This window comes from Paeniglutamicibacter sp. GQ140, from assembly GCF_059759235.1.
Genome location: NZ_JCAXDW010000017.1, coordinates 1 through 20,227, shown reverse-complemented (window position 1 = coordinate 20,227; position 20,227 = coordinate 1). Strand labels below are relative to the sequence as shown.

The 20,227-nt window shown below is 60.1% G+C and carries 14 protein-coding genes and 1 pseudogene; 10 read left to right on the top strand and 5 right to left on the bottom strand.

What is annotated here, in order from left to right:
• Window positions 1-50: 50 nt before the first annotated feature.
• From gyrB to dnaA, 5 genes are all read right to left on the bottom strand, one after another.
• Entirely contained in the window at window positions 51-2,144 is a 2,094-nt protein-coding gene (gene gyrB / locus AC6CHY_RS18440) for a DNA topoisomerase (ATP-hydrolyzing) subunit B (RefSeq protein ID WP_336245169.1), read from the bottom strand.
• A gap of 258 nt (window positions 2,145-2,402) precedes the next feature.
• Window positions 2,403-2,954: a DciA family protein gene (locus AC6CHY_RS18435; RefSeq protein WP_217390876.1), complete on the bottom strand. Its 552-nt coding sequence runs from the start codon at window positions 2,952-2,954 to the stop codon at window positions 2,403-2,405.
• Window positions 2,951-4,153 carry a DNA replication/repair protein RecF gene (gene recF / locus AC6CHY_RS18430; RefSeq protein WP_217390877.1) on the bottom strand — a complete coding sequence of 401 codons (1,203 nt, stop codon included), beginning with the start codon at window positions 4,151-4,153 and terminating at the stop codon, window positions 2,951-2,953. Before recF ends, AC6CHY_RS18435 begins: the two co-directional genes overlap by 4 nt.
• Window positions 4,154-4,325: 172 nt before the next feature.
• Entirely contained in the window at window positions 4,326-5,456 is a 1,131-nt protein-coding gene (gene dnaN / locus AC6CHY_RS18425; protein WP_217390878.1) for a DNA polymerase III subunit beta, read from the bottom strand.
• Between the two features lie 919 nt (window positions 5,457-6,375).
• A complete protein-coding gene (dnaA, locus tag AC6CHY_RS18420) occupies window positions 6,376-7,788 on the bottom strand; it encodes a chromosomal replication initiator protein DnaA (protein WP_217390879.1) in 1,413 nt (470 codons plus the stop codon).
• A 501-nt stretch (window positions 7,789-8,289) separates the two neighbouring features.
• Between dnaA and rpmH the strand changes: the two genes are divergently transcribed.
• The 10 genes and pseudogenes from rpmH to istB all read left to right on the top strand — a co-directional run bounded on the left by rpmH (window position 8,290) and on the right by istB (window position 17,889).
• Window positions 8,290-8,427, top strand: a complete 138-nt coding sequence (gene rpmH, locus AC6CHY_RS18415; RefSeq protein WP_217390880.1) for a 50S ribosomal protein L34 — start codon at window positions 8,290-8,292, stop codon at window positions 8,425-8,427.
• Between the two features lie 75 nt (window positions 8,428-8,502).
• Complete coding sequence (gene rnpA / locus AC6CHY_RS18410; RefSeq protein ID WP_217390881.1) at window positions 8,503-8,871, top strand: ribonuclease P protein component; 369 nt, start codon at window positions 8,503-8,505, stop codon at window positions 8,869-8,871.
• Window positions 8,855-9,214: a membrane protein insertion efficiency factor YidD gene (gene yidD / locus AC6CHY_RS18405; RefSeq protein ID WP_217390882.1), complete on the top strand. Its 360-nt coding sequence runs from the start codon at window positions 8,855-8,857 to the stop codon at window positions 9,212-9,214. The genes rnpA and yidD overlap by 17 nt, the downstream gene beginning before the upstream one ends.
• Window positions 9,215-9,229: 15 nt before the next feature.
• Window positions 9,230-10,195: a membrane protein insertase YidC gene (yidC, locus tag AC6CHY_RS18400; RefSeq protein ID WP_217390883.1), complete on the top strand. Its 966-nt coding sequence runs from the start codon at window positions 9,230-9,232 to the stop codon at window positions 10,193-10,195.
• A 2-nt stretch (window positions 10,196-10,197) separates the two neighbouring features.
• Window positions 10,198-10,746 carry a Jag family protein gene (locus AC6CHY_RS18395; RefSeq protein ID WP_217390884.1) on the top strand — a complete coding sequence of 183 codons (549 nt, stop codon included), beginning with the start codon at window positions 10,198-10,200 and terminating at the stop codon, window positions 10,744-10,746.
• Window positions 10,747-10,772: 26 nt separating this feature from the next.
• On the top strand, window positions 10,773-11,414 hold the full coding sequence (gene rsmG / locus AC6CHY_RS18390) for a 16S rRNA (guanine(527)-N(7))-methyltransferase RsmG (protein ID WP_217390885.1): 642 nt from the start codon (window positions 10,773-10,775) through the stop codon (window positions 11,412-11,414).
• A 284-nt stretch (window positions 11,415-11,698) separates the two neighbouring features.
• The gene (locus AC6CHY_RS18385) at window positions 11,699-12,607 is read left to right on the top strand and encodes a ParA family protein (RefSeq protein ID WP_254456422.1); all 909 of its coding nucleotides are present in this window, start codon (window positions 11,699-11,701) and stop codon (window positions 12,605-12,607) included.
• A 286-nt stretch (window positions 12,608-12,893) separates the two neighbouring features.
• Complete coding sequence (locus AC6CHY_RS18380) at window positions 12,894-14,105, top strand: ParB/RepB/Spo0J family partition protein (RefSeq protein WP_217390886.1); 1,212 nt, start codon at window positions 12,894-12,896, stop codon at window positions 14,103-14,105.
• A 2,727-nt stretch (window positions 14,106-16,832) separates the two neighbouring features.
• Window positions 16,833-17,162, top strand: coding sequence for a hypothetical protein (locus AC6CHY_RS18375; protein WP_217390887.1), 330 nt, complete (start codon window positions 16,833-16,835; stop codon window positions 17,160-17,162).
• Window positions 17,159-17,889 (top strand): annotated as a pseudogene (gene istB / locus AC6CHY_RS18370) (IS21-like element helper ATPase IstB). The gene AC6CHY_RS18375 and the pseudogene istB overlap by 4 nt, the downstream one beginning before the upstream one ends.
• Window positions 17,890-20,227 lie beyond the last annotated feature (2,338 nt).

Here is a 20,227-nt window from a genome sequence, read left to right as displayed (position 1 = left end):
CTAGTCAAAAGTCTGTGTCTAAAACGCGGGGGAGTGCGGGAAATCGAGGACTAGATGTCCAGGAAGCGCACGTCCTTGGCGTTCTGCTGGATGAAGTTTCGACGCGATTCGACGTCCTCGCCCATCAGCACGGAGAAGATCTGGTCCGCGGCGGCGGCGTCGTCCATGGTGATCTGGCGCAGCGTGCGGTGCTCGGGGTCCATGGTGGTGTCCCAGAGTTCCGAGTAGTCCATCTCGCCCAGGCCCTTGTAGCGCTGGATGCCGTTGTCCTTGGGCAGGCGCTTGTTCTTCGCGGCGCCGGCGACCAGCGATTCGTCGCGTTCCTTGTCCGAGTACACGTATTCGTGCGCGGCGTTTGACCACTTAATGCGGTACAGCGGCGGCTGCGCCAGGTAGACGTAGCCGTTCTCGATCAGCGGGCGCATGAAGCGGAAGAGCAGGGTCAGCAGCAGCGTGGTGATGTGCTGGCCGTCGACGTCTGCATCGGCCATCAGCACGATCTTGTGGTACCGCAGCTTGGCCATGTCGAATTCCTCGCCAATGCCCGTGCCGAAGGCCGTGATCATGGCCTGGACCTCGGCATTGCCCAGCGCGCGGTCAAGCCTGGCGCGCTCGACGTTCAGGATCTTGCCGCGCAGCGGCAGGATGGCCTGGGTGTGCGGGTTGCGCCCGCGCTTGGCCGAGCCGCCTGCGGAGTCGCCCTCCACGATGAAGACCTCGCACTCGGCGGGGTTCTTCGAGGAGCAGTCCGAGAGCTTGCCCGGCATGCCGAAGGATTCCAGCGGGGACTTGCGGCGGGCGTTGTCGCGGGCCTTGCGTGCGGCCATGCGCGCCTGCGAGGCGAGCTGGGCCTTGCGGATGATGTCCCGGGCGGTGTTCGGGTTGCGCTCGAGCCAGTCGCCGAGTTCCTCGTTGACCACGCCCTGGACGAAGCCCTTGGCCATCGAGTTGCCCAGCTTGGTCTTGGTCTGGCCCTCGAACTGCGGCTCGGAGAGCTTGACGGAGATGACCGCGGTCAATCCCTCGCGGATGTCGTCGCCCGTGAGGTTCTCGTCCTTTTCGCGCAGGATCGTCTTTTCGCGCGCATAGCGGTTGATCAGCGAGGTCATGGCGGCGCGGAAGCCCTCTTCGTGGGTGCCGCCCTCGTGGGTGTTGATGGTGTTGGCGTAGGTGTGCACCGACTCGGAGTACGAGTTGGTCCACTGCATGGCGACCTCGACGCTGATGCCCTTGGTGGTGTCCTCGGACTCGAAGGCGATGACGTCCTCGTGGACCAGCTCGACCTTCTTGGAGGAGTTCAGGTGCTTGACGTAGTCGAGCAGCCCGTCCTTGTAGAGGTAGTCCACCACGCGGTGCTTCGGGGCGGCGTCGTTGGCCTCGTCTTCCTCGGTGGCGATCTCGTCGGCGTCGATCTCGAGGGTGCGCTCGTCGGTGAGGGTGATGCGCAGTCCCTTGTTCAGGAACGCCATCTGCTGGAAGCGGGCTCGCAGGGTCTCGAAGTCGAACTCGACGGTCTCGAAGATCGAGGCATCCGCGTAGAACGTCTGCGTGGTGCCGGTCGCGTCGGTGTCTTCGCCCTTGACGAGCGTGCCCTGCGGCTTGCCGCCGTCGGCGAAGGACATGTGCCAGGAACTGCCCTGGCGGCAGATCTCGGTCTCCACGCGCGAGGACAGGGCGTTGACCACGGAGATGCCCACGCCGTGCAGGCCGCCGGAGACAGCGTAGCCGCCGCCGCCGAACTTGCCGCCGGCGTGCAGGATGGTCATGACGACCTCTACCGTGGGCTTGCCCTCGGTGGGGTGGATGTCGACCGGGATGCCGCGGCCGTTGTCCTCGACGCGCACGCCGCCGTCGGCCTGCAGGTTGATCTTGATGTGGTCGCAGTGCCCGGCCAGGGCCTCGTCGACGGAGTTGTCGACAACCTCGTAGACCAGGTGGTGCAGGCCGCGCGGCCCGGTGGAACCGATGTACATGCCGGGGCGCTTGCGCACCGCTTCGAGGCCTTCAAGAACCGTGATGTCCTGGGCGCCGTAGGTGTGCTCCACTCGGCCGCTGACCTGCTCTTCTGCAGGTTTTGCGGCGGGTGTTTCAGCTGCCTCTACGGAATCGATTGGTTCCTGGGGTGTGGTGTTATCGGTAGACACAGGTGCTACAGACTCCTCAAACAGTGGAAGGCCGAACACCGAAGGTGCCCGATCATGAACCAGCGTCTTGTCGCACGGACAAAACGCCTGTTCCAATTCTACCGCGCCGGTCCAAATTATCCCGCCATTGACGGGCGGCTATATACCGCCACTGGCCGCCAAGCAGGGTTGGGAGCGATTGGTCCGGCCTCGCGTGGGGGGCTATGTGGCTCGGGCCGTCCCGGTGCGCCAGTCGGCCAGCTACGCGTTTTGGCTCTGCTACCCGTAGGTGTCGCGCGGACCGCGGCCCTTGACCGATCGGCCGCCGTGGCGCCAGGAGGGCGCGGCGGGCCCGAGGACCCGGATCACGGTGATCACTCCCGCGCCCAGTTCCTTGTCGAAATGCTTCAGCAGTTCGTGGGAGAGCAGCCGCATTTGCGTGGCCCAGGTCGTGGAGTCGCAGCGCACCACCACGGTGGAATCCTCGAAGGACTCGGGGGTGCAATGCGCGGCAATCTGCGGACCCACCAGCTCGCTCCAGCGCGAGAGCACCGAGCCGACGGCCACCGGGGCGCTCCAGCCCCGGTCGCGCACGATCTTGCCGAAGAGGTTGCCGATTTCCTGGGGGTCCCGTCCGTCGGTGTATTTCGCCGGCGCGGAACTCGCCCGCCGCCGCGCCTTACGCGCCGCGGCGTTCTCCTCGAACTTGGCGGCCTTGGCGGCGTCGATTCGGGCTTCGCCCCGGCTCAGGGCCGACTCGCGCATGCGGTTGAGGATCGCGCGGGCTGCGTCCAGCGCCTCGGGGGCGTGTGGATCCTTCTCCTCGCTCACGAGTGCACCACTCCCGGGCTGACCTTCAGGAACGTGCCGCCGAGCTCCTCGGGCACGTCCCCGGCGACCGCGGCGGTGACAATCACCTGGTCGGCGCCGGCCACGATGGAGGCCAGGCGCGTGCGCCGCGTGGCGTCGAGTTCGGCAAACACGTCGTCCAGGATCAGGATCGGTCCGGCGCCGGGCCGCGGATCGTCCTCGCCCATGACCTTGTAGGCGGCTAGCCGCAGCGCCAGGGCCAGGGACCAGGTTTCGCCGTGGCTGGCGTAGCCCTTCGCCGGGGCACCGCCCAGCGTCAGCAGGACGTCGTCGCGGTGCGGACCAACCAGTGTGATGCCTCGTTCAAGTTCCTTGGTACGCGTTTTCAACAGGGCCGCGAGGAACATTTCCTCGAGTTCCTCCGTGCTGGCCTCCAGCAGCGCGGCCGGGGCCACCCGCGCGCTGTCGTCTTCCCCCGCAGTCGCCCCTGCGGGTGATTCCTCGCCGTCGAAATCGTCCAGGACCGTGGCCTGGTAATAGGCGCGGGCTTCCTTGTTGGCGTCGGCAAGCGACGCGTAGGCGGCACCCATGTAGGGGGAGAGCATGCGCAGCACCTCCAGGCGCCCGCGCAGTACCCGGGCACCAGCACGTGCGAGATGGGTGTCCCAGACGTCGAGCGTGGATTCGTGTGCGGTGGAGGGCTTGCCTCCCGCCCGGGCCGACTTCAGCAGGGCGTTGCGCTGTTTCAACACCCGATCGTAGTCCCCGCGCGTCGCGGCCTCGCCGGGGCGCAGGGTCACCAGCAGCTCGTCAAGGAAACGGCGGCGGTTGGAAGGATCGCCCTTGACGAGGGCCAGGTCCTCCGGTGCGAAGAGCACTGTGCGCACGATCCCGAGGATGTCGCGGGCCCGCACCGGGTTGGCGCGGTTGATCCGGGCGCGATTTGCCTTGCCGGCGGTGATTTCCACCTCGAGGGTGGTGACCAGATTGGCCCGCTGGACGCGTGCACGGACCAATGCCCGGTCGGTGCCAAATCGCAGCAGCGGTGCATCATTGGTGACCCGGTGGGAGGAAAGCGTTGCCAGATAGCCAATGGCCTCGACAATGTTGGTCTTGCCGACGCCGTTGGAACCTACCAGGACGTTGGTGCCAGGCCCCAGCTCGACATCGGCTTGCGCATATGAGCGGAAGTCGGTGAGAGAGACATGTGAGATATACACCTATACGTCCTGCGGTGGGATCAAGGGGCGGGGTGCCAAAGATCTGGTGATGAAGCCTTGGCTGGAACCGCCAAGAAAAGTTGTGTTCGACCGCTCCGTTTGGAGCGGACGTGGAGCGGTCGAACACGAGATTGCGACGGGTGGAAAAACCAGGTTTTCCCCCGCGGGCAACCTAATTGGGCAAGTTTGGTAGGCGCACCGGCATGACCAGGTAGCGGTATTGGTCGCTGTCCTGTCCGTCCAGGGAGGATTGCGCCGTCATCATGGCGGGCTTCGGTGCACTGGTGAAGGAGAAACGCACGAATTCGCTGTCGAATGCGTTCAGTCCCTCGCTCAGGTATGCGGGGTTGAATGCGACGGTGATTTCCTCGCCGTCGATCTGCGCCTCGATGGATTCCTCGGCCTGGGCATCCTCACCGGTGCCGGCATCGAGGGAGAGCTGGCCGCCGGAGAAGGAAAGCCTGACCGGGGTGTTGCGTTCGGCAACAACCGCCACGCGGCGGACGGCCTCCATGAGATCGGAGGTGCGCACGGTGGCATGAATCGGCGTGTTTTCCGGGAAGAGTGAGCGGATCTTCGGGTAGTCACCGTCCACGAGCAACGAGGTTGTCCTGCGGTTTCCGCTTTCGAAACCGATGAGTTCGTTGCCTTCGCCCAGGGCAATCTTCAGTTCGCCTGCGGATCCCAGGGTCTTGGCAACCTCGTTCAGGGTCTTCGCCTTGACCAGCGCAGAGGTGGAAATGCCTGCTTGTGAGGGCTTCCAGTGGACTTCACGCATGGCCAGTCGGTAACGGTCAGTGGCCAGGAAGGTGATCAGGTCGTCTTCGATCTCCATCTTGACACCCGTGAGAATCGGCAAGGTGTCGTCCTTGGACGCGGCAACGATCACCTGGTTGATTGCATGGGCAAAAGCCTCGCCATCGACGACACCTGTGACCTCGGGAAGCGATGGAAGTTCCGGATATTCCGCCACCGGCATGGTGGCCAGGTGGAAGCGGCTTCGACCGCACGTCAGGGTGACCTTGGTGCCGTCGGTTTCAATGACCGCGGTGGCGTTTGGAAGACTTCGGCAGATTTCCGCCAGCAACTTGCCAGAGACCAAAATGGTTCCCTCGGCGGCGACATCTGCAGCGATTTCGAGGTGGGCAGAGATCTCGTAGTCGAACCCGGCCAAGGAAACGGTACCGCTGGTTGCGGTGATGAGGATGCCTGAGAGCACCGGGGAGGGCGGCCGTTGGGAAAGTGAACGGGCGGTCCAGGACACGGCTTCGGCCAATACATCCTTTTCAACGCTGAACTTCACGAAGTGGTCCGCCTTTCACGACGAAGTCGACAGTACATGACTTAAAGCAAGCTTAGCGGCTCGGAAAAAATCCAAACGCAGAACCGATTCGGGAAACGGTATGAGTTGGCACGCTCGCTTTGTGAACCGACTGCATCTGATGGCAGAACTACGGCACAGCCTTCGAGCATACCGGCTTTTACAAGTCCGTGATGATGATCGGGCTTCTGGCTTGGAGTGAAACGTGGCTTTGGGGCTCGAAACCAGAATCCCATGCGCGCCGTGGATCAACGAGGCAGCGATTGCATCCGGGTATTCGGGAAGCGCCACTTTAGAAACCAGACCAAATCAACAGAAGCCAGGGAAATCACATGTCCGGCGTATGCCGGAGACCAGTGGATGTGGTTCGCGAAGCTTCCCGGAGGGGTTTGCCTGCGGTGAATCATTCTGACGAACGCTTTTCAGCTCATGGACAAGGAATTCAAGTGGCTCGGCCTTGCCCTTGGCAGCAAAGAAGATCCAGTGACGAAGTTCCGGCAAGCAGCAATCCAGAGGAGACGTTTCCACGAATTGATCTCCTGGCCAACCGGTACTCGGCAATCCAGACAAAGAGGTCGACGAGGAGGCATTTGACGCAGTTTGGACGCATGGGTGCAGAAGTGGACTTGTTATCTGGATGAATAAGAAAGATGGGATTAGTAGTGTTAATAACCCCTGTGGATACTGTGGATAAGCACTCCCGGCCGCGGGAACGCACCAATTATGCATGTGCACAACATGTGACTGGGCGTGACACTGAGTGTCACGGCTCCGTGGATAACTTTTCCCGTGAATTAAGGGATCCACAGCTGCCCCTGTAGTTATCCGCAGGGAATCGATGTAGTCCACTTAATAATCCACAGGTTTATCCACACCTGTGGTTATTGGATTTGTGGGCCTTCTAGCCTTCGCGTTGCCGTTGCTTGATTCGGTTGGTCAGCTCGGTCACTTGATTGAAAATGGCCCGCCGCTCGGCCATGAGTTCGCGGATCTTGCGGTCGGCGTGGATCACGGTGGTGTGGTCACGGCCACCGAGTTCCTGGCCAATCTTCGGCAGCGACATATCCGTGAGTTCTCGCAAGAGGTACATCGCGATTTGTCGTGCAGTCACCAGGGTCCTGGTTCTGGATTTGCTGTTGAGCTCTTCAATCGTGAGGTTGAAGTACTCCGCTGTCTGGGCAACGATGGTCGCCGGCGTAATCTCCTGGGCGCCCTCGTCGGTGATCAAGTCCTTCAGAACCGTTTCTGCAAGGCTCATGTCAACGGTTTGGTTGTTGAGCGACGCGAAGGCAGTAACGCGGATCAAGGCGCCCTCGAGCTCCCGGATATTCGTGGAGATCTTGGAAGCGATGTATTCCATGACCTCATCGGGCGCGGAAAGGTTCTCGGCCGTGGCCTTCTTGCGCAGAATCGCGATGCGGGTTTCAAGCTCGGGCGGCTGGATGTCGGTGAGCAGGCCCCATTCAAAACGCGATCGCATGCGGTCTTCGAAGCCCGAGAGTTGTTTTGGCGGCAGGTCAGAGGTGATCACAACCTGCTTGTTGTGGTTGTGCAGGGCATTGAAGGTGTGGAAGAACTCTTCCTGGGTTGCGTCCTTGTTGGCCAAAAACTGGATGTCGTCGATCAGCAGGATGTCGACGTTCCGGTAGGTCTGCTTGAAGCTGGCACCCTCATCGTCCCGAATGGAGTTGATGAAGTCGTTGGTGAACTCCTCGGAATTCACGTAGCGGACGCGGATGCCGTTGTAGAGATGGCGGGCGTAATGTCCGATTGCGTGAAGCAGGTGAGTCTTGCCAAGACCGGAATCGCCATAGATAAACAAGGGGTTGTAGGCCTTGGCCGGAGCCTCTGCAACCGCCACGGCGGCGGCGTGGGCAAAACGGTTCGAAGAACCAATGACAAACGTATCGAAGATGTACTTGGGGTTCAGCCGGCCGAATTCCTGGGAATTGGAAGGAGGCGAAGGCTGAGGAAGCACATCGCTGATCCGTGCCTTGGGAACGGGTGGAAGCTCGACCGGGGGAGCCGGGACCTCTTCCGGGACCAAGTCCGAGTCGATGCTGAACGCGCACCTGATATCCGACTGGAAAACAAGCTTCAGCGACTGTTCAAGCGGATCCTTGAGCTGGGTTTGGAGAACGTCACGAGTCAACTCGTTGGGAACCGCCAGCAAGAGCGTCGTTCCGATGAGACCTTGGGGCTGTGCCAAGGCGGCAAATGCACGCTGCATGGGCGTCACACGGTCGTCTTGTTCGATATGGCGAACTACCTGGCGCCAGGCACTGCCGACACTATTGGTCTCGTCCGTGCTCACAATTAGGCCCCTTCGTTCTGTTACATCGACCAAACGGGCGACGAATGGGGCCCAGAACTGCCGGACCCCAACGGAATGATTCTAGCCGTCATCCACAGCGTTATGCACAGACGGTGGATAACTCGGGGTGGATATCTCCCAAGGGCTTGCAAATCTGCGGGGTTCCAAGTAAAAATTGATCTCTAGGATCAAGGTGTCAGGCCCGCTATTCGGATTTTTTGGCCGCTTATCCACCGCGGTATCCACAATTAAGATCACATTGTGCACAGGGTCCCGGTGGGCCGTCGCTGGGCTCAATTTGACGTACCTTCACTTGCACCCCTATCGTTGTGTAGTCCTATGTGCGCACTTTTGGCACTGTGAGATGCCTTCGAAGACCTATTGGCCATCGAAAGCATGGAACAGTCCATGAGGGCCACCTGAATACGAGCGTCGGCCTGTTCTTCCCTACTTATTAGCAACGGGCAAGGCGCATCACATGATCGTCTTGGAGTTACTACCGTGAGCAAGCGGACTTTTCAGCCGAATAACCGTCGTCGTGCCAAGAAGCACGGTTTCCGACTTCGTATGCGTACCCGTGCAGGCCGTGCCATCTTGGCAACCCGCCGCGGCAAGGGTCGCGTCGAACTTTCTGCATAACCATTAAGCACTACTGTCCTGGAATGGCGCAGGTTTTCGTGGGTTCTTTGTTTTTCAGACTCGACGCGTGACGTCGTGTTGCCAAAGAACCAACGTTTGCGCCTTTCGCAGGACTTTACAGCCACTGTACGTTCCGGCGCCCGCACTGGGCGCCGGAACGTAGTGCTATATGCACGGGTTCGCTCCGACGAACCCCAGGGCAATAACCGTTTTGGTTTTATCGTTTCCAAGGCCGTTGGCAATGCCGTGCACCGCAACCTCGTCAAGCGACGGATGCGTGCATTGGCCAAGCAGTTCTCTGCGGATGCCACCGGTCTCGACGTCGTGCTCCGGGCTTTGCCTGGCTCCGCCGGCACCGATTGGAACGATTTGAGCCAGCAGGTCCTCTCCGGACTTGAATCGGTTGTCCGTAAGGCAGGTGCTAAGCATGAAAAAGGATCCTAGACCCAGAACCGGGCTCATCTGGTTCCTGATAGATATCCCCAGAAACCTCCTCATCGGGTTCCTGATGGTGTATCGCAAGATTATTTCGCCGGTCTATGGCGATGTTTGTCGCTACTTTCCCAGCTGCTCGGCCTATGGCCTTGAAGCAGTTACGGTACATGGCGCCATCAAAGGCATCGGATTAACCATCTGGCGTGTCTTAAGATGTAATCCTTTTAGCCATGGCGGGATCGATTACGTTCCCGACGGCCGACGAATTTGGCCAGAAGGCAAGACCCCCAAGATCATGGTGATGAATCATCCTCCGATTCCCGCCGACGAAGATGCCGCAGATGCGGCCTGAGGAGCATGACCGGTAATGACAAACTTCTTTGACCTGCTACTGAGCCCTTTTCGGTATGTAGTCTCGTGGATCCTTTGGGCCTTCCACGAATTGTTCACTCGAATCGGACTTGACCCCAGCTCGGGGTGGACCTGGGCGCTGTCCATCGTCTTCCTGGTGCTCTTGATTCGTACGGCCTTGATTCCGGTCTTCGTCAAGCAGATCAAGGCACAGCGCGCCATGCAGGCCCTGCAACCTGACCTGCGCAAGCTTCAGGCCAAATACAAGGGCAAAAAGGACCAGCTCTCGCAGCAGGCCATGATTGCGGAGCAGCGACAGCTGTTCAAGAAGCACAAGACGAACCCGCTTTCTTCATGCCTGCCCATGCTCGTGCAGATGCCGTTCTTCTTTGCGCTGTTTACTGTTTTGAACAACGCTTCCAAGGCCAGTGCGACCAATTCGGCTGTTGGCGCGCTTTCTGCCGATCACATCCGTAGTTTTGACAATTCGTCGATTTTTGGCGCCCGTCTTTCCGACACCTTCCTGAACACCTTGAACTCGGGATCCCCAAGCGCCGCGGTGATCATTGTTGCCGTCATCATGATTCTTGCCATGACTGCCTCGCAGTTCATCACGCAGAAGCAAATCATGTCCAAGAACATGACGAAGGAAGCCCTCGAGGGTCCCTTCATGCAGCAGCAGAAGATCATGCTCTATATCCTTCCGCTGGTCTTCGGCATCGGCGGGATCAACTTCCCGATCGGTGTCCTGATCTACTGGACGGCCACGAACCTTTGGACTTTGGGCCAGCAGTACTACGTAATTCGCAACAACCCGACTCCCGGTTCGCAGGCAGAGCGCGAGCTCAATGAGCGCCGTGCCGCCAAGGGACTTCCTCCGATCGGCCAGAAGAAGGCTGAAGCCGAAGCTGCAGCAGCGGTCGTCGAGGAGCCAAAGGTGCAGCGCGTGCAGCCCCAGCGCAAGAACAGGAAGAAGAAATAGTCATGAGCAATGTTGAGCAGAGCGAAACTGTCGATACCGCAAATCCGGTACAGGAAAACGATGTTCCCGATGAAGCGAGGAACATCGAAGAGGAAGGCGACATCGCCGCGGACTACCTCGAGGAATTGCTCGATATTGCGGACCTCGACGGAGACATCGACATTGAAGTCCGTGGTGGGCGGACCTACATTTCAATCGCCGGTGAACCCGAAGACGAAAAGTCGCTGCGTCGCCTGATTGGTGCCAAGGGCGAGGTTTTGGACTCCCTGCAGGAGCTCACCCGGCTGGCCGTCTTGACAGCGACCGGCAACCGTTCGCGTCTAGTCCTGGACATCACTGGCTACCGCCAGGGGCGAGCCGGTGAACTCAAGCGCATTGCCGAGGAAGCCGCCGCCAGGGTCAAAGCCAACGGCGAAAGTGTAGCCCTCGAGCCCATGAGCGCCTACGAACGCAAGCTGGTACACGATTGTGTGGCTGCCCTGGGCATGCAAAGCGAGTCCGAGGGTGAAGGCCCCGGCCGCCACATCGTTGTGTCTCCAGCCGACTCTTAAGCCCGGAACCAAGGAACAACAATTCTATGAGCAACGAAGTAGAACTTACCGCAGAAGAGAGCCAAGCCGCCCGGACAGTGTTTGGTGATCGCCTGGGGCTTGCCGAGCGCTATGTTCAGCATTTGGCCACCTCCGGCATGGAACGCGGACTGCTAGGCCCTCGTGAAGTTCCACGCCTGTGGTCCCGGCATGTCTTGAACTGTGCCGTCGTTGCCACCCTAATTGACGAGGGCGCTCATGTGGCTGACGTAGGCAGTGGGGCAGGGCTCCCGGGACTGACGTTTGCCTTGGCTCGTGCCGACCTTGAGCTGACCTTGATCGAGCCATTGGAGCGGCGCTGCATCTGGCTGCACGAAGTCGTCGAGGACCTTGAGTTGGAAAACGTCACGGTGATGCGTGGGCGCGCCGAGCAAGTCGTGGAGCACGTGAACGCGGACTTTGCCACGGCTCGCGCGGTGTCGGCTCTGACGAACCTCGCAGGGCTCACCATCCCGCTACTTCATGGGAAGGGGACTGTCCTGGCCATCAAGGGGCGCTCTGCGGCCGAAGAAGTCGAGAAGGCTGCGAAGATGATTCGTCGTCTCGGAGGTAAGAAGACCGAGGTCGTAACGGTGGGAGAAGAGATTCTCAGCGAACCAACCACCGTGGTGCGTATCAACGTAGGTTAGCGCATTAGCGATAGGCTGTATCAGGTGGCTCCATGCCACCTGTTGAGTTAGTAGAAAGAACTGTTTTGAAGCGTAGCGTTAACAAGATTCCACCGTTTGCAGCGCTTTTCGCTAGTTTTGGCTCATCAAACTCTCAAGAACAACCTAAAACGATTGATTCAACCGAGTCCGATGTTGTTTCACGTGAAACAATCTTTACCACTGCAATGATTCTCGACGAGATCGAAGCGGTGGAATTGGCGGATTCCGATGGAGAGGACCCAGTGGTGGCGAAGGAACCTGTGATGGCACGAAACGTTTTCGATACCACTGACGATAGTTCTCCGCTGGCAAGCCAGCTGGCAAGCGAACACAAAAGGCGGGAAAAGTTGAGCGGCCGGCAGTTGCCCAAGCCGGACACCACCCGCTACATGACTGTCAGCAACCAAAAGGGTGGCGTCGGCAAGACGACGACCACTGTAAACATTGCGGCCGCCCTGGCCATAGCGGGCCTCAACGTCCTGGTGATTGATATTGATCCGCAGGGAAACGCTTCGACTGCGTTGGGCATTGAACACCACGCGGATGTCGACAGCATTTATGATGTGCTCATCAACGACTTACCTCTCGCTGAAGTTGTGGCCACATGCCCTGACATCAATAACCTGACCGTGGCACCTGCAACCATCCACTTGGCTGGGGCGGAAATTGAGCTCGTGTCGCTGGTGGCCCGCGAGCAACGGCTGCGACGAGCCCTGGAACAGTATGCTGAGTATCGCGATGCGAACGGCATGGACCGCCTGGATTACGTTTTCATCGATTGCCCGCCCAGCCTCGGGCTTTTGACAGTCAACGCGTTTGTTGCCGCCCGCGAGGTCTTGATTCCTATCCAGTGTGAATACTATGCATTGGAAGGCCTCAGCCAGCTCCTCAAGAACATTGAAATGATCCAGAAGCATCTCAATTCGGATCTCACGGTCTCGACGATTCTCCTGACCATGTATGACGGCAGGACAAACCTCGCCGCTCAGGTTGCAAGCGAGGTTCGCGAGCATTTCCCGAACCAGGTGTTGCAGGCCTTGATTCCCCGCAGCGTGCGCATCTCCGAAGCACCCAGCTATCAGCAGACGGTCATCACTTATGATTCGAGCTCTACGGGTGCGCTTTCCTACTTGGAAGCAGCTGCCGAGATCGCCGAGCGCGGCAACCACTAGGTTTTGTTGCGCTTCCGGTAATTTTCCATGTCTGACCCACGCCAAAGCGAGAATAGTCTGGCCACGGTTCGATAAGTGCCCAATTTAAGTTGTTTTAGAGTAAGAATGCCGAAGAAGCGTCTCTTTGGCGGATAGCTACATGACCTGGGGTCGGGTAGGGTGCAAAAAGTCGCACTTCGGGCTTCTGCGAGCCACACCCGTGAGCCGCGTCCTCAACAATCAATCACCACCCAGTAGAATTGCCTTGGGTCAGGGTAGTAACGGTGTCGAAAGGGAGTAACATCCAATGTCGGAAAAGCGACGTGGTTTAGGACGAGGTCTTGGTGCATTGATTTCGAGCAGCCCGGTCGCGGAATCCGAGGAGGAGACTCCAGCGAATGTTTCACGTGAAACATCAAAGCCGGCCACCGCGAAAACGGCAAAGAATCCGGAACTGATTCCTTCCAAGCCAAAGACCGCTGCCGGTGGCGCCAATGGCAAAAAGGCTCGGCCGGTCGATATGTTCTTCGTGCCGGGCAAGACCGAAGAAGAAGTTGCCGCAGAAAAAGCCAAATCGGCCCCAGCCACGTCCGCAGCTGCTAAAAAGCGCCGCGCCCAGATGCCGGGTCTCATTGCGTCTTCCGGCCGTGCTGGAGAGATGGAAGCGGTTGAAACTGACACCAGCAACCTAGTGGAGGTGCCAGGTGCCAGCTTTGCCGAGCTGTCGGTTGACCAGATCCACCCGAACCGTAAGCAACCGCGTTCATACTTTGACGAAGAACACATGGACGAATTGGTCCACTCCATTCGCGAAGTCGGCCTGCTGCAACCGATTGTGGTTCGTCCCTCCAAGGAGAATGACAAAGAACCATACGAGATCGTTATGGGTGAACGCCGATGGCGTGCCACCCAGGCAGCCGGCCTTACAACAATTCCGGCAATCGTCCGTGAAACGCAAGACGATGATCTCCTCCGGGATGCACTACTGGAAAACCTTCACCGTTCGCAGCTCAACCCGCTCGAAGAGGCAGCCGCGTACCAGCAGCTTCTTAGCGAATTCGATTGCACACAGGAAGTCCTGTCGGAACGTATAGGTCGTTCACGGTCGCAGATTTCCAATACAATCCGACTAATGAAGTTGCCCGCACTGGTGCAGCGTCGAGTAGCCGTGGGTGTCATATCCGCCGGACATGCGCGTGCGCTGTTGGGTCTCGCCGATGCCGCGGAGATCGAGCAGCTGGCACAGCGGATCGTCAACGAGGGGATGTCCGTCCGGGCTACCGAAGAAGCCGTGGCCATGAGTGATGGTCAGCAAAAGCCGCGCAAGACCGCGGCTCCGAAGCAGACGCCGCGCCATGAGCGGTTGGACTTCTTGGCAACTTCGCTCTCTGACCGGCTTGATACGAACGTAAAGATTTCGTTAGGTGCTCGGAAGGGTCGTGTCAGCATCGAATTCGCCAGCGTCGATGATTTGAACCGCATCATGAGCGTGCTGTCGCCGGAGTCCGAAGCGAAGTAGGCAATCAGGCGAAAAAAGGGTGGAGTGTTTCACGTGAAACACTCCACCCTTTTCGTTTAACCAAGTAGGGATACTTTGTAGCTGGACGTCCAGTGCTCTCGGAGTCGACGGCCACAGCACCGACCTGTGCCGCGTGGGGTCTCGCATGGCGTCAAGGAGCCCGCAGAAGCCCTCGAGAGCGACTGGGGGCATCTCCGGACTACGTACGGCACCAGACGTCCCCGAAGGCCCCTAGGGGGCCCCTGGGGGCAGCCATGCGAGGGTCGGCATCGAATAGGGGAGTCGGACTTGTGTGGCGACTTATGGTGACTGCGAACCAGGACAAGTACGACAACTGCACCCATGCCTGAGTCCAGGAGCGGCGCGACAGTGCTGTCGCCATGAATTGAGACCGATCAAGCTCCAGCGCTTAGGACGCCTGTGCGGTCGAGTATTGGCAGAGGATGAGGCTGTCAGACACGAGCGAACACCCATCGTCGATGACGGGCTGCACCCGGTGGACGCTAGATCTTCGTTTCAATCGAATCGCTTGGAACTTGCCGGCTACCCAGGAAGTCCGTGATTCCACTCCAGAGAAGCGGTGGCTGGACTGCCCTCCACTGACGCCCAGACAAGATCAATCGTGCATGGTGGAGATGATGTTTCACGTGAAACAAGATGACGGCTGCCGAAGCGCTTCAGGAGTAGCGCTATCACGACCTGAGGATGACGCATGGTCCCACCGATTGAAAACGAGAGCGGTGATGAGGCAAGACAGCGGACGATTGCAGAGTTGTCCACCCAACTATTGGTCCGCAACGGTATTCGGCGCTTTGGGGGACACTGTCCAGTCCCCTTGGGGCCACTGATGCTGCCAATTCGGGCCAGCAGCGGCCTGGGTCGGAACCGGCGGGCTCCAACTCGTGAATTCATGCCCGGGAGGACCAGAGCGTCTCGCGCATGTTCCCATCTCCGGACTCGATCCAGGTGGCAGTTCGGCCGGCGGGCCCCCGGTGCGGCTCGGACCTGTCAAGTGGAAATCGCTCGCCCTTGGTGCTGGCCATGGTCGCCACGTCCAATATCGGTGGCTCCCGTCGAAGTAAATATCCATTCTCAGTTGAACGCCGACGCGCGAGGATGTCTTGGAAGGCTGCGAAAGGGCTGGCCTTTCAAAATATTTCGTGGCCTGAATCGGCGTGGGCCATGTTGTGAGCGGAGAGAACCGAAGACGGAATGGCCAAGACAAGCGTGCCTACCCTCGGCTACTCATGGGAGTGTCAGAGATGCTGGGCCTCATGGACTGACGATCGTTGGAACGGTAGGTACCGCCTGCCTGCCCCGAATCGCGTATTGTCCTCGGGACGTAACGCGAACAGACTGCTGGATTGTGCGATCCGGAGCCGCATGAGTCAAATCCATACGATTTCGGAGTCTGTCCACATCGAATTGGCACGCCCACCAACTTGGTGGCAAGGGCATCCCGGACGCGGCTTTTGGTCGCGATAGTTGGGCGAAGTGACCAATGCCCATGGGTCTGATGCGATGCGACGTAGCCACGCCTTCCGGGCAGTGTAACGACGGCGGAATCTCCGAAGGACTGAAGAGCCCGTACTCGTGCCCCGTGTCGCACAGGTGCAGGTGTGCAACGAGCCGACGGCGGAGTTTGTCCGACCACGGGGGCTGCAGCTGTGAGATGCTGCCCGACGTATTCAATAACCCGTGTCCGGATCCAGGACGCAGCAGTGGAGGATGCCGGAGGAGAGCAAGTTTCCATCGAGATCAATATCTCGGTTTCGTATGTGTCCTGCGCGGAGCGGACGATGGCCGTCCACACCCTGGGCCTCATTCCCTTATCGATGAGTCTTTCCATGGAGTCCAGAACGAGCTCACGGCGACTTTGCCTGCAACTCTGCACGAAGAGAGAATCCAAGTTCGCGGCCCTCCGCGCTTGTGAGCAACCGGATTTGGATGACGATGGTCGACGGCGTCCCCGGGATGGGCATTCGAAACGCTGACGAGGTCCAACGGCATTGCCGCCGGAGACTTCGAGCTCGTTGATCGACGCCGACGGCCATGGTGTGCAGTGGCGCGTAGACGGGGAGGAACGCTGCCCTGTCTGGGGCTACCGCACCGGACAGGGGAGTATGAATGTTGTCCCGGGCTCGCATCGCTGCCGGGACACCCGGACCAGCGGCACGCCAGCTCAGGTTGCCAACAGCCATGGATGGGAGCTGGAAGCCATTCCGATCGCACGTACAGCAGTGGAACCTGTGTCAGCGGCAACCGAACACTGCCCACGGGCGAAACTCTAGGGTGACCCTGCAGCAACCTTGTTGACCGCAGGCGGACATCCTCTTCTTGCCCGGCTGGGGCCCAGAGGAGTCCAGGCCTCCCATGACGGAGATGTTGGCATTCCCTGAGGCGGTCCATCCGAAGCTTCCACGTGAACGTTGTGCTGAATCGAGCCACCCGTGGGAGCTCCTGAGCATCCATCCATGTCTGGCGATGGTGCCGTCACAGAACCGAGCGCGACCGACCGATCCACGGTTTTAGAATGAACTGAGGCGGTCGCTGAACCGGGCACCCTCGTCCGCCCAGGCAGCAACTGAAAGAGGGGCCAATGCCTTTCGGCCGCCGGCACCTGCTCAGGGTTGCCGTCCACGATCGAGTCGACTCCGTGGCAAATTCAATTGCCGCTCATGGCTGTTTTCGACGTGGTGCTGACAACCCGCCACCGACTGTGTCCCGTTGCTGGTGACCAAGCTCGGTGCCTGGTCTCATTCCCCGCTACGCGCCCTGGTCGCCGACCCGGTGCGCGAGTGGCCGGACAAGGCCACGCCCACCGACCGGCGTCGGCTGTTCAATGCCGTGGATGCCGCGTCCGGGACCACCGGATTCCACCATGCGATACATGCGGCCGACACTCTGATCCAACGCGGGGACGGACCGGACATGGCCATGCTGGGCATGCTCGCCCGCCGGCTGGCCGACGGCACCGAACCACCGGCAGCGAACGTGGACTTGAGCGTCTATGACACCTTCACCACCCTGAACATCACCACAGGAGAGGTCGCATGAACCCGATCACCGACCAAGACCTCCTCGAGGCCGGTAAGCACGCCTCGCTCACCGGCAGCGTGTTGACCGAATGGGCCGAGAAGGGCACCCCGAAGCAACGCGAATACCTGCACGGGGTGCTGGTCGCCGAGCACGAATCCCGGCTCGAATCCCGGCGACAGCGGCTGCTCAAGGCCGCACGGCTGCCCGCGATGAAATCACTGACCGGGTTTGACTACAGCAACGTCAGGTTCCCCGAAGACTATGGAAGCCATCCCCTTGAATCCCTGGACTTCATTGACCGGGCGCAGGACCTGGTGCTTTACGGGGACGTGGGCACCGGCAAGACCCACATGGCCACAGCCCTGGTGGCGGCCGCGTGCCGGCAGGGCATCGCCGCGAGGTTCTTCACCACCTCGGCGCTGGTGATGATGCTGCGCCGGGCGAAGGAGGAGGACCGGCTGGACAAGGAACTCGCGTCCCTGGCCAAGAACCAGTTGATCGCCATCGATGAGCTGGGATACCTGCCGATCGACAACGAGGGGCCAGGCGCTTGTTCCAGGTGATCGCGGACGGGTATGAAAAACGGAGCCTGATCATCACGACAAATTTGGAGTTTTCTCGGTGGGGCAGCGTGTTCGGGGACGACAACATGGCTGCCGCCGTCATCGACCGGCTGGTGCACCATGGGCGGCTGTTGCAGTTCCGTGGCGAGTCCTACCGGGTCAAGAATGCGCTCATGAAGTAGGCCAAACGCCGACATGGCAGGAAACCGAGCCCACGTGGCCTGATTCTTAGCGCTTTAATGGCCGACTTAAATTTGACGAAACACAACCGACCCAAGGTGAAGGGATCAGCTCGGGGGGCGACGGAGATAGGCGCTTGGGTTCCACCTTTACGCTCGCCCCCTCGGTGGTAGTCCGTCGGCGAAGTACAAGCGGAGAGATAGGACCGGGCTGCCGGTCACAGAGACCTGTTGCCTTTCTCGGGGGAGTGGTCCCGAGTCCGGGCAGGCAGAGAAGGGGCTCGTGAATCGACCACTTTCGACCGGGGGCCCGGTAAACGTCAGAACCTTTTCCTGGGTGGCGCAGTAGGGGCCAGGCAAAGGTCTTGGTGTACCAGGCTGATGTCAGCCGACGTATTAGCCGTCCAGATCACGGTTTGGACCCCATGGCCGCAAACGCCTTCGGTATCTAACACCTCAGGGCCTGGGCTCATATTTGAGTGTATGAGCAGAAGTCATTGAACCGCGCCTCGAGGCACGACGTCAGTGATCCGGAGTCGGGTACAGGGGTAGCGGTTCCAACTGGGCCGCGAGTTCCAAGCTCGCACCGCTCACCAGGCCCGTCGTCGGACGGGGCGGGCCGAATTGACCGATGAATCGGTTCGAGACCGCGGTAGTTTCCTGACTGAGGTAGTCGTTGAACCCGCCGGACAAGCTCTGTCGGCACGGCATTATGCTGTTTCCTGTTTCAAGGTTCCGCAGGTCGCGGAGCATGGAGCCTGCCACCCAGGCAAGATTCTGCCGAACCGGACGTTGCGCGCACCTCGCCGGATGCCCCACCATGAACGACACCTGCCGCTCCCGGAACGGGAATTCGCAGTGGGCTTGGCCGTGTCATGTGGCGCTGCAATGTGTCGGGTGCATTGGCAGCGTGGATCAGGAACATCGCTTTGTGTACATCTGGACGTCGTTTCAGCCTTTGGTTGCGCCCTCTCGGCAATGCGGCCGACATCTATCGATCCTCGGCGACAGCATTAGGGGACCGATTGAAATGGCTAGGGGAGGACGAGCGATACCGGGACCGAGGGCCAGCAACCCAGCACTCACTATGCGACCTAAAGTCGGGGCGGGCTAAGAGGCAGCGCGGTGTCGGCCACTGGCAGCAGGTGACGGCCAATGCTCTGCTGCGGCTGCGGACCGTTGTCAGGCCTCGATGCGGGTTGCATGGACATATCCAAGGACATTCAACACAGCAACGTGTGCGATGCACTCCTCTACGACAAGGGCGCCCATGATCCGGTGGATATACGAATCCCGAGCCGCAGGGGTACCAGGCACACTGAAAGATCTGACCTCCCTTGGCCCACCAAGCCTTCCGCGATGTTCGCCGATCAACGATCGATTGAGGTACGGCAGGGACTCGACAGGGTGTCGGCCCTTCACCCGCTGGTCATACAACCGGCCCTAGGCAGGGATCTGGAGGCTCGAACGGGTACTGCAGAATCCCTAGGCAGGAAACCAATAGCGTGCGCCAACAAAAGTTTCACGTGAAACATGGACTCAGCTGCACCCGGGGGACACGGGTTCGCGAGCCAGCCAAACCGACAGATGTTTCACGTGAAACGGTTACGCCCATTGCCAATACTCCGCCCCGGCAATCCATGGTTACCCCTCCCTGCGGGGACGAAAATGGATCGCCACCCAGACACCGAGGTAGGCGCCCCACCGCGCCATGAACAGCCAGGGGTGGGCTGCAGGATGAGGCGAACGTTGTATGGTTGTCCGCCGAAAAATGCTTCCGACCGTGGCCATCACCTGCCACAAGATACATGCCGCGAACTGTCCACCAGGGCAAACGGGAGCAACCAACTCGCCGGGGGAGGGGCCCCTGCCCCGCGCCGGAGCAGACGCTGGTTTCATGCCTATGGACTACCTGGGGGCGGGGAGGCGACAAGCGAGCCCAGCACTCCGGGTCGCACGCAATAGGACCTGCCGTCAGCGCAGACGTAGACGCTCACTGGAGCGCGGTCCAGCACTCTCTACGACCATTGGCGCATCCATAGTCCTTCGTCAGCTCCCATGACCGGTCGTGAGATCCGGGTGCATGTCTGGGAGGCGTGGAGCCCGCGGATAGCGCGACTCGGGTCGCTACCGCCATTAGGTATCCGGGCAGCGAAGCCTGGAAATCCACTGGGTCCAGGCTTCCGCCCTAGGATTGGATCCTTGCCGTGGGACATGCAGTGGCTTATCGAACCTGGGGCACGCGCACAGCAGGTATCCAGCAGACAGGCCTTTGGCACCAGAAATCCCACGCGTCACCACAGGCAATCAGGCCGGGTGAGCAAGCGCGGAGGCATCGGCG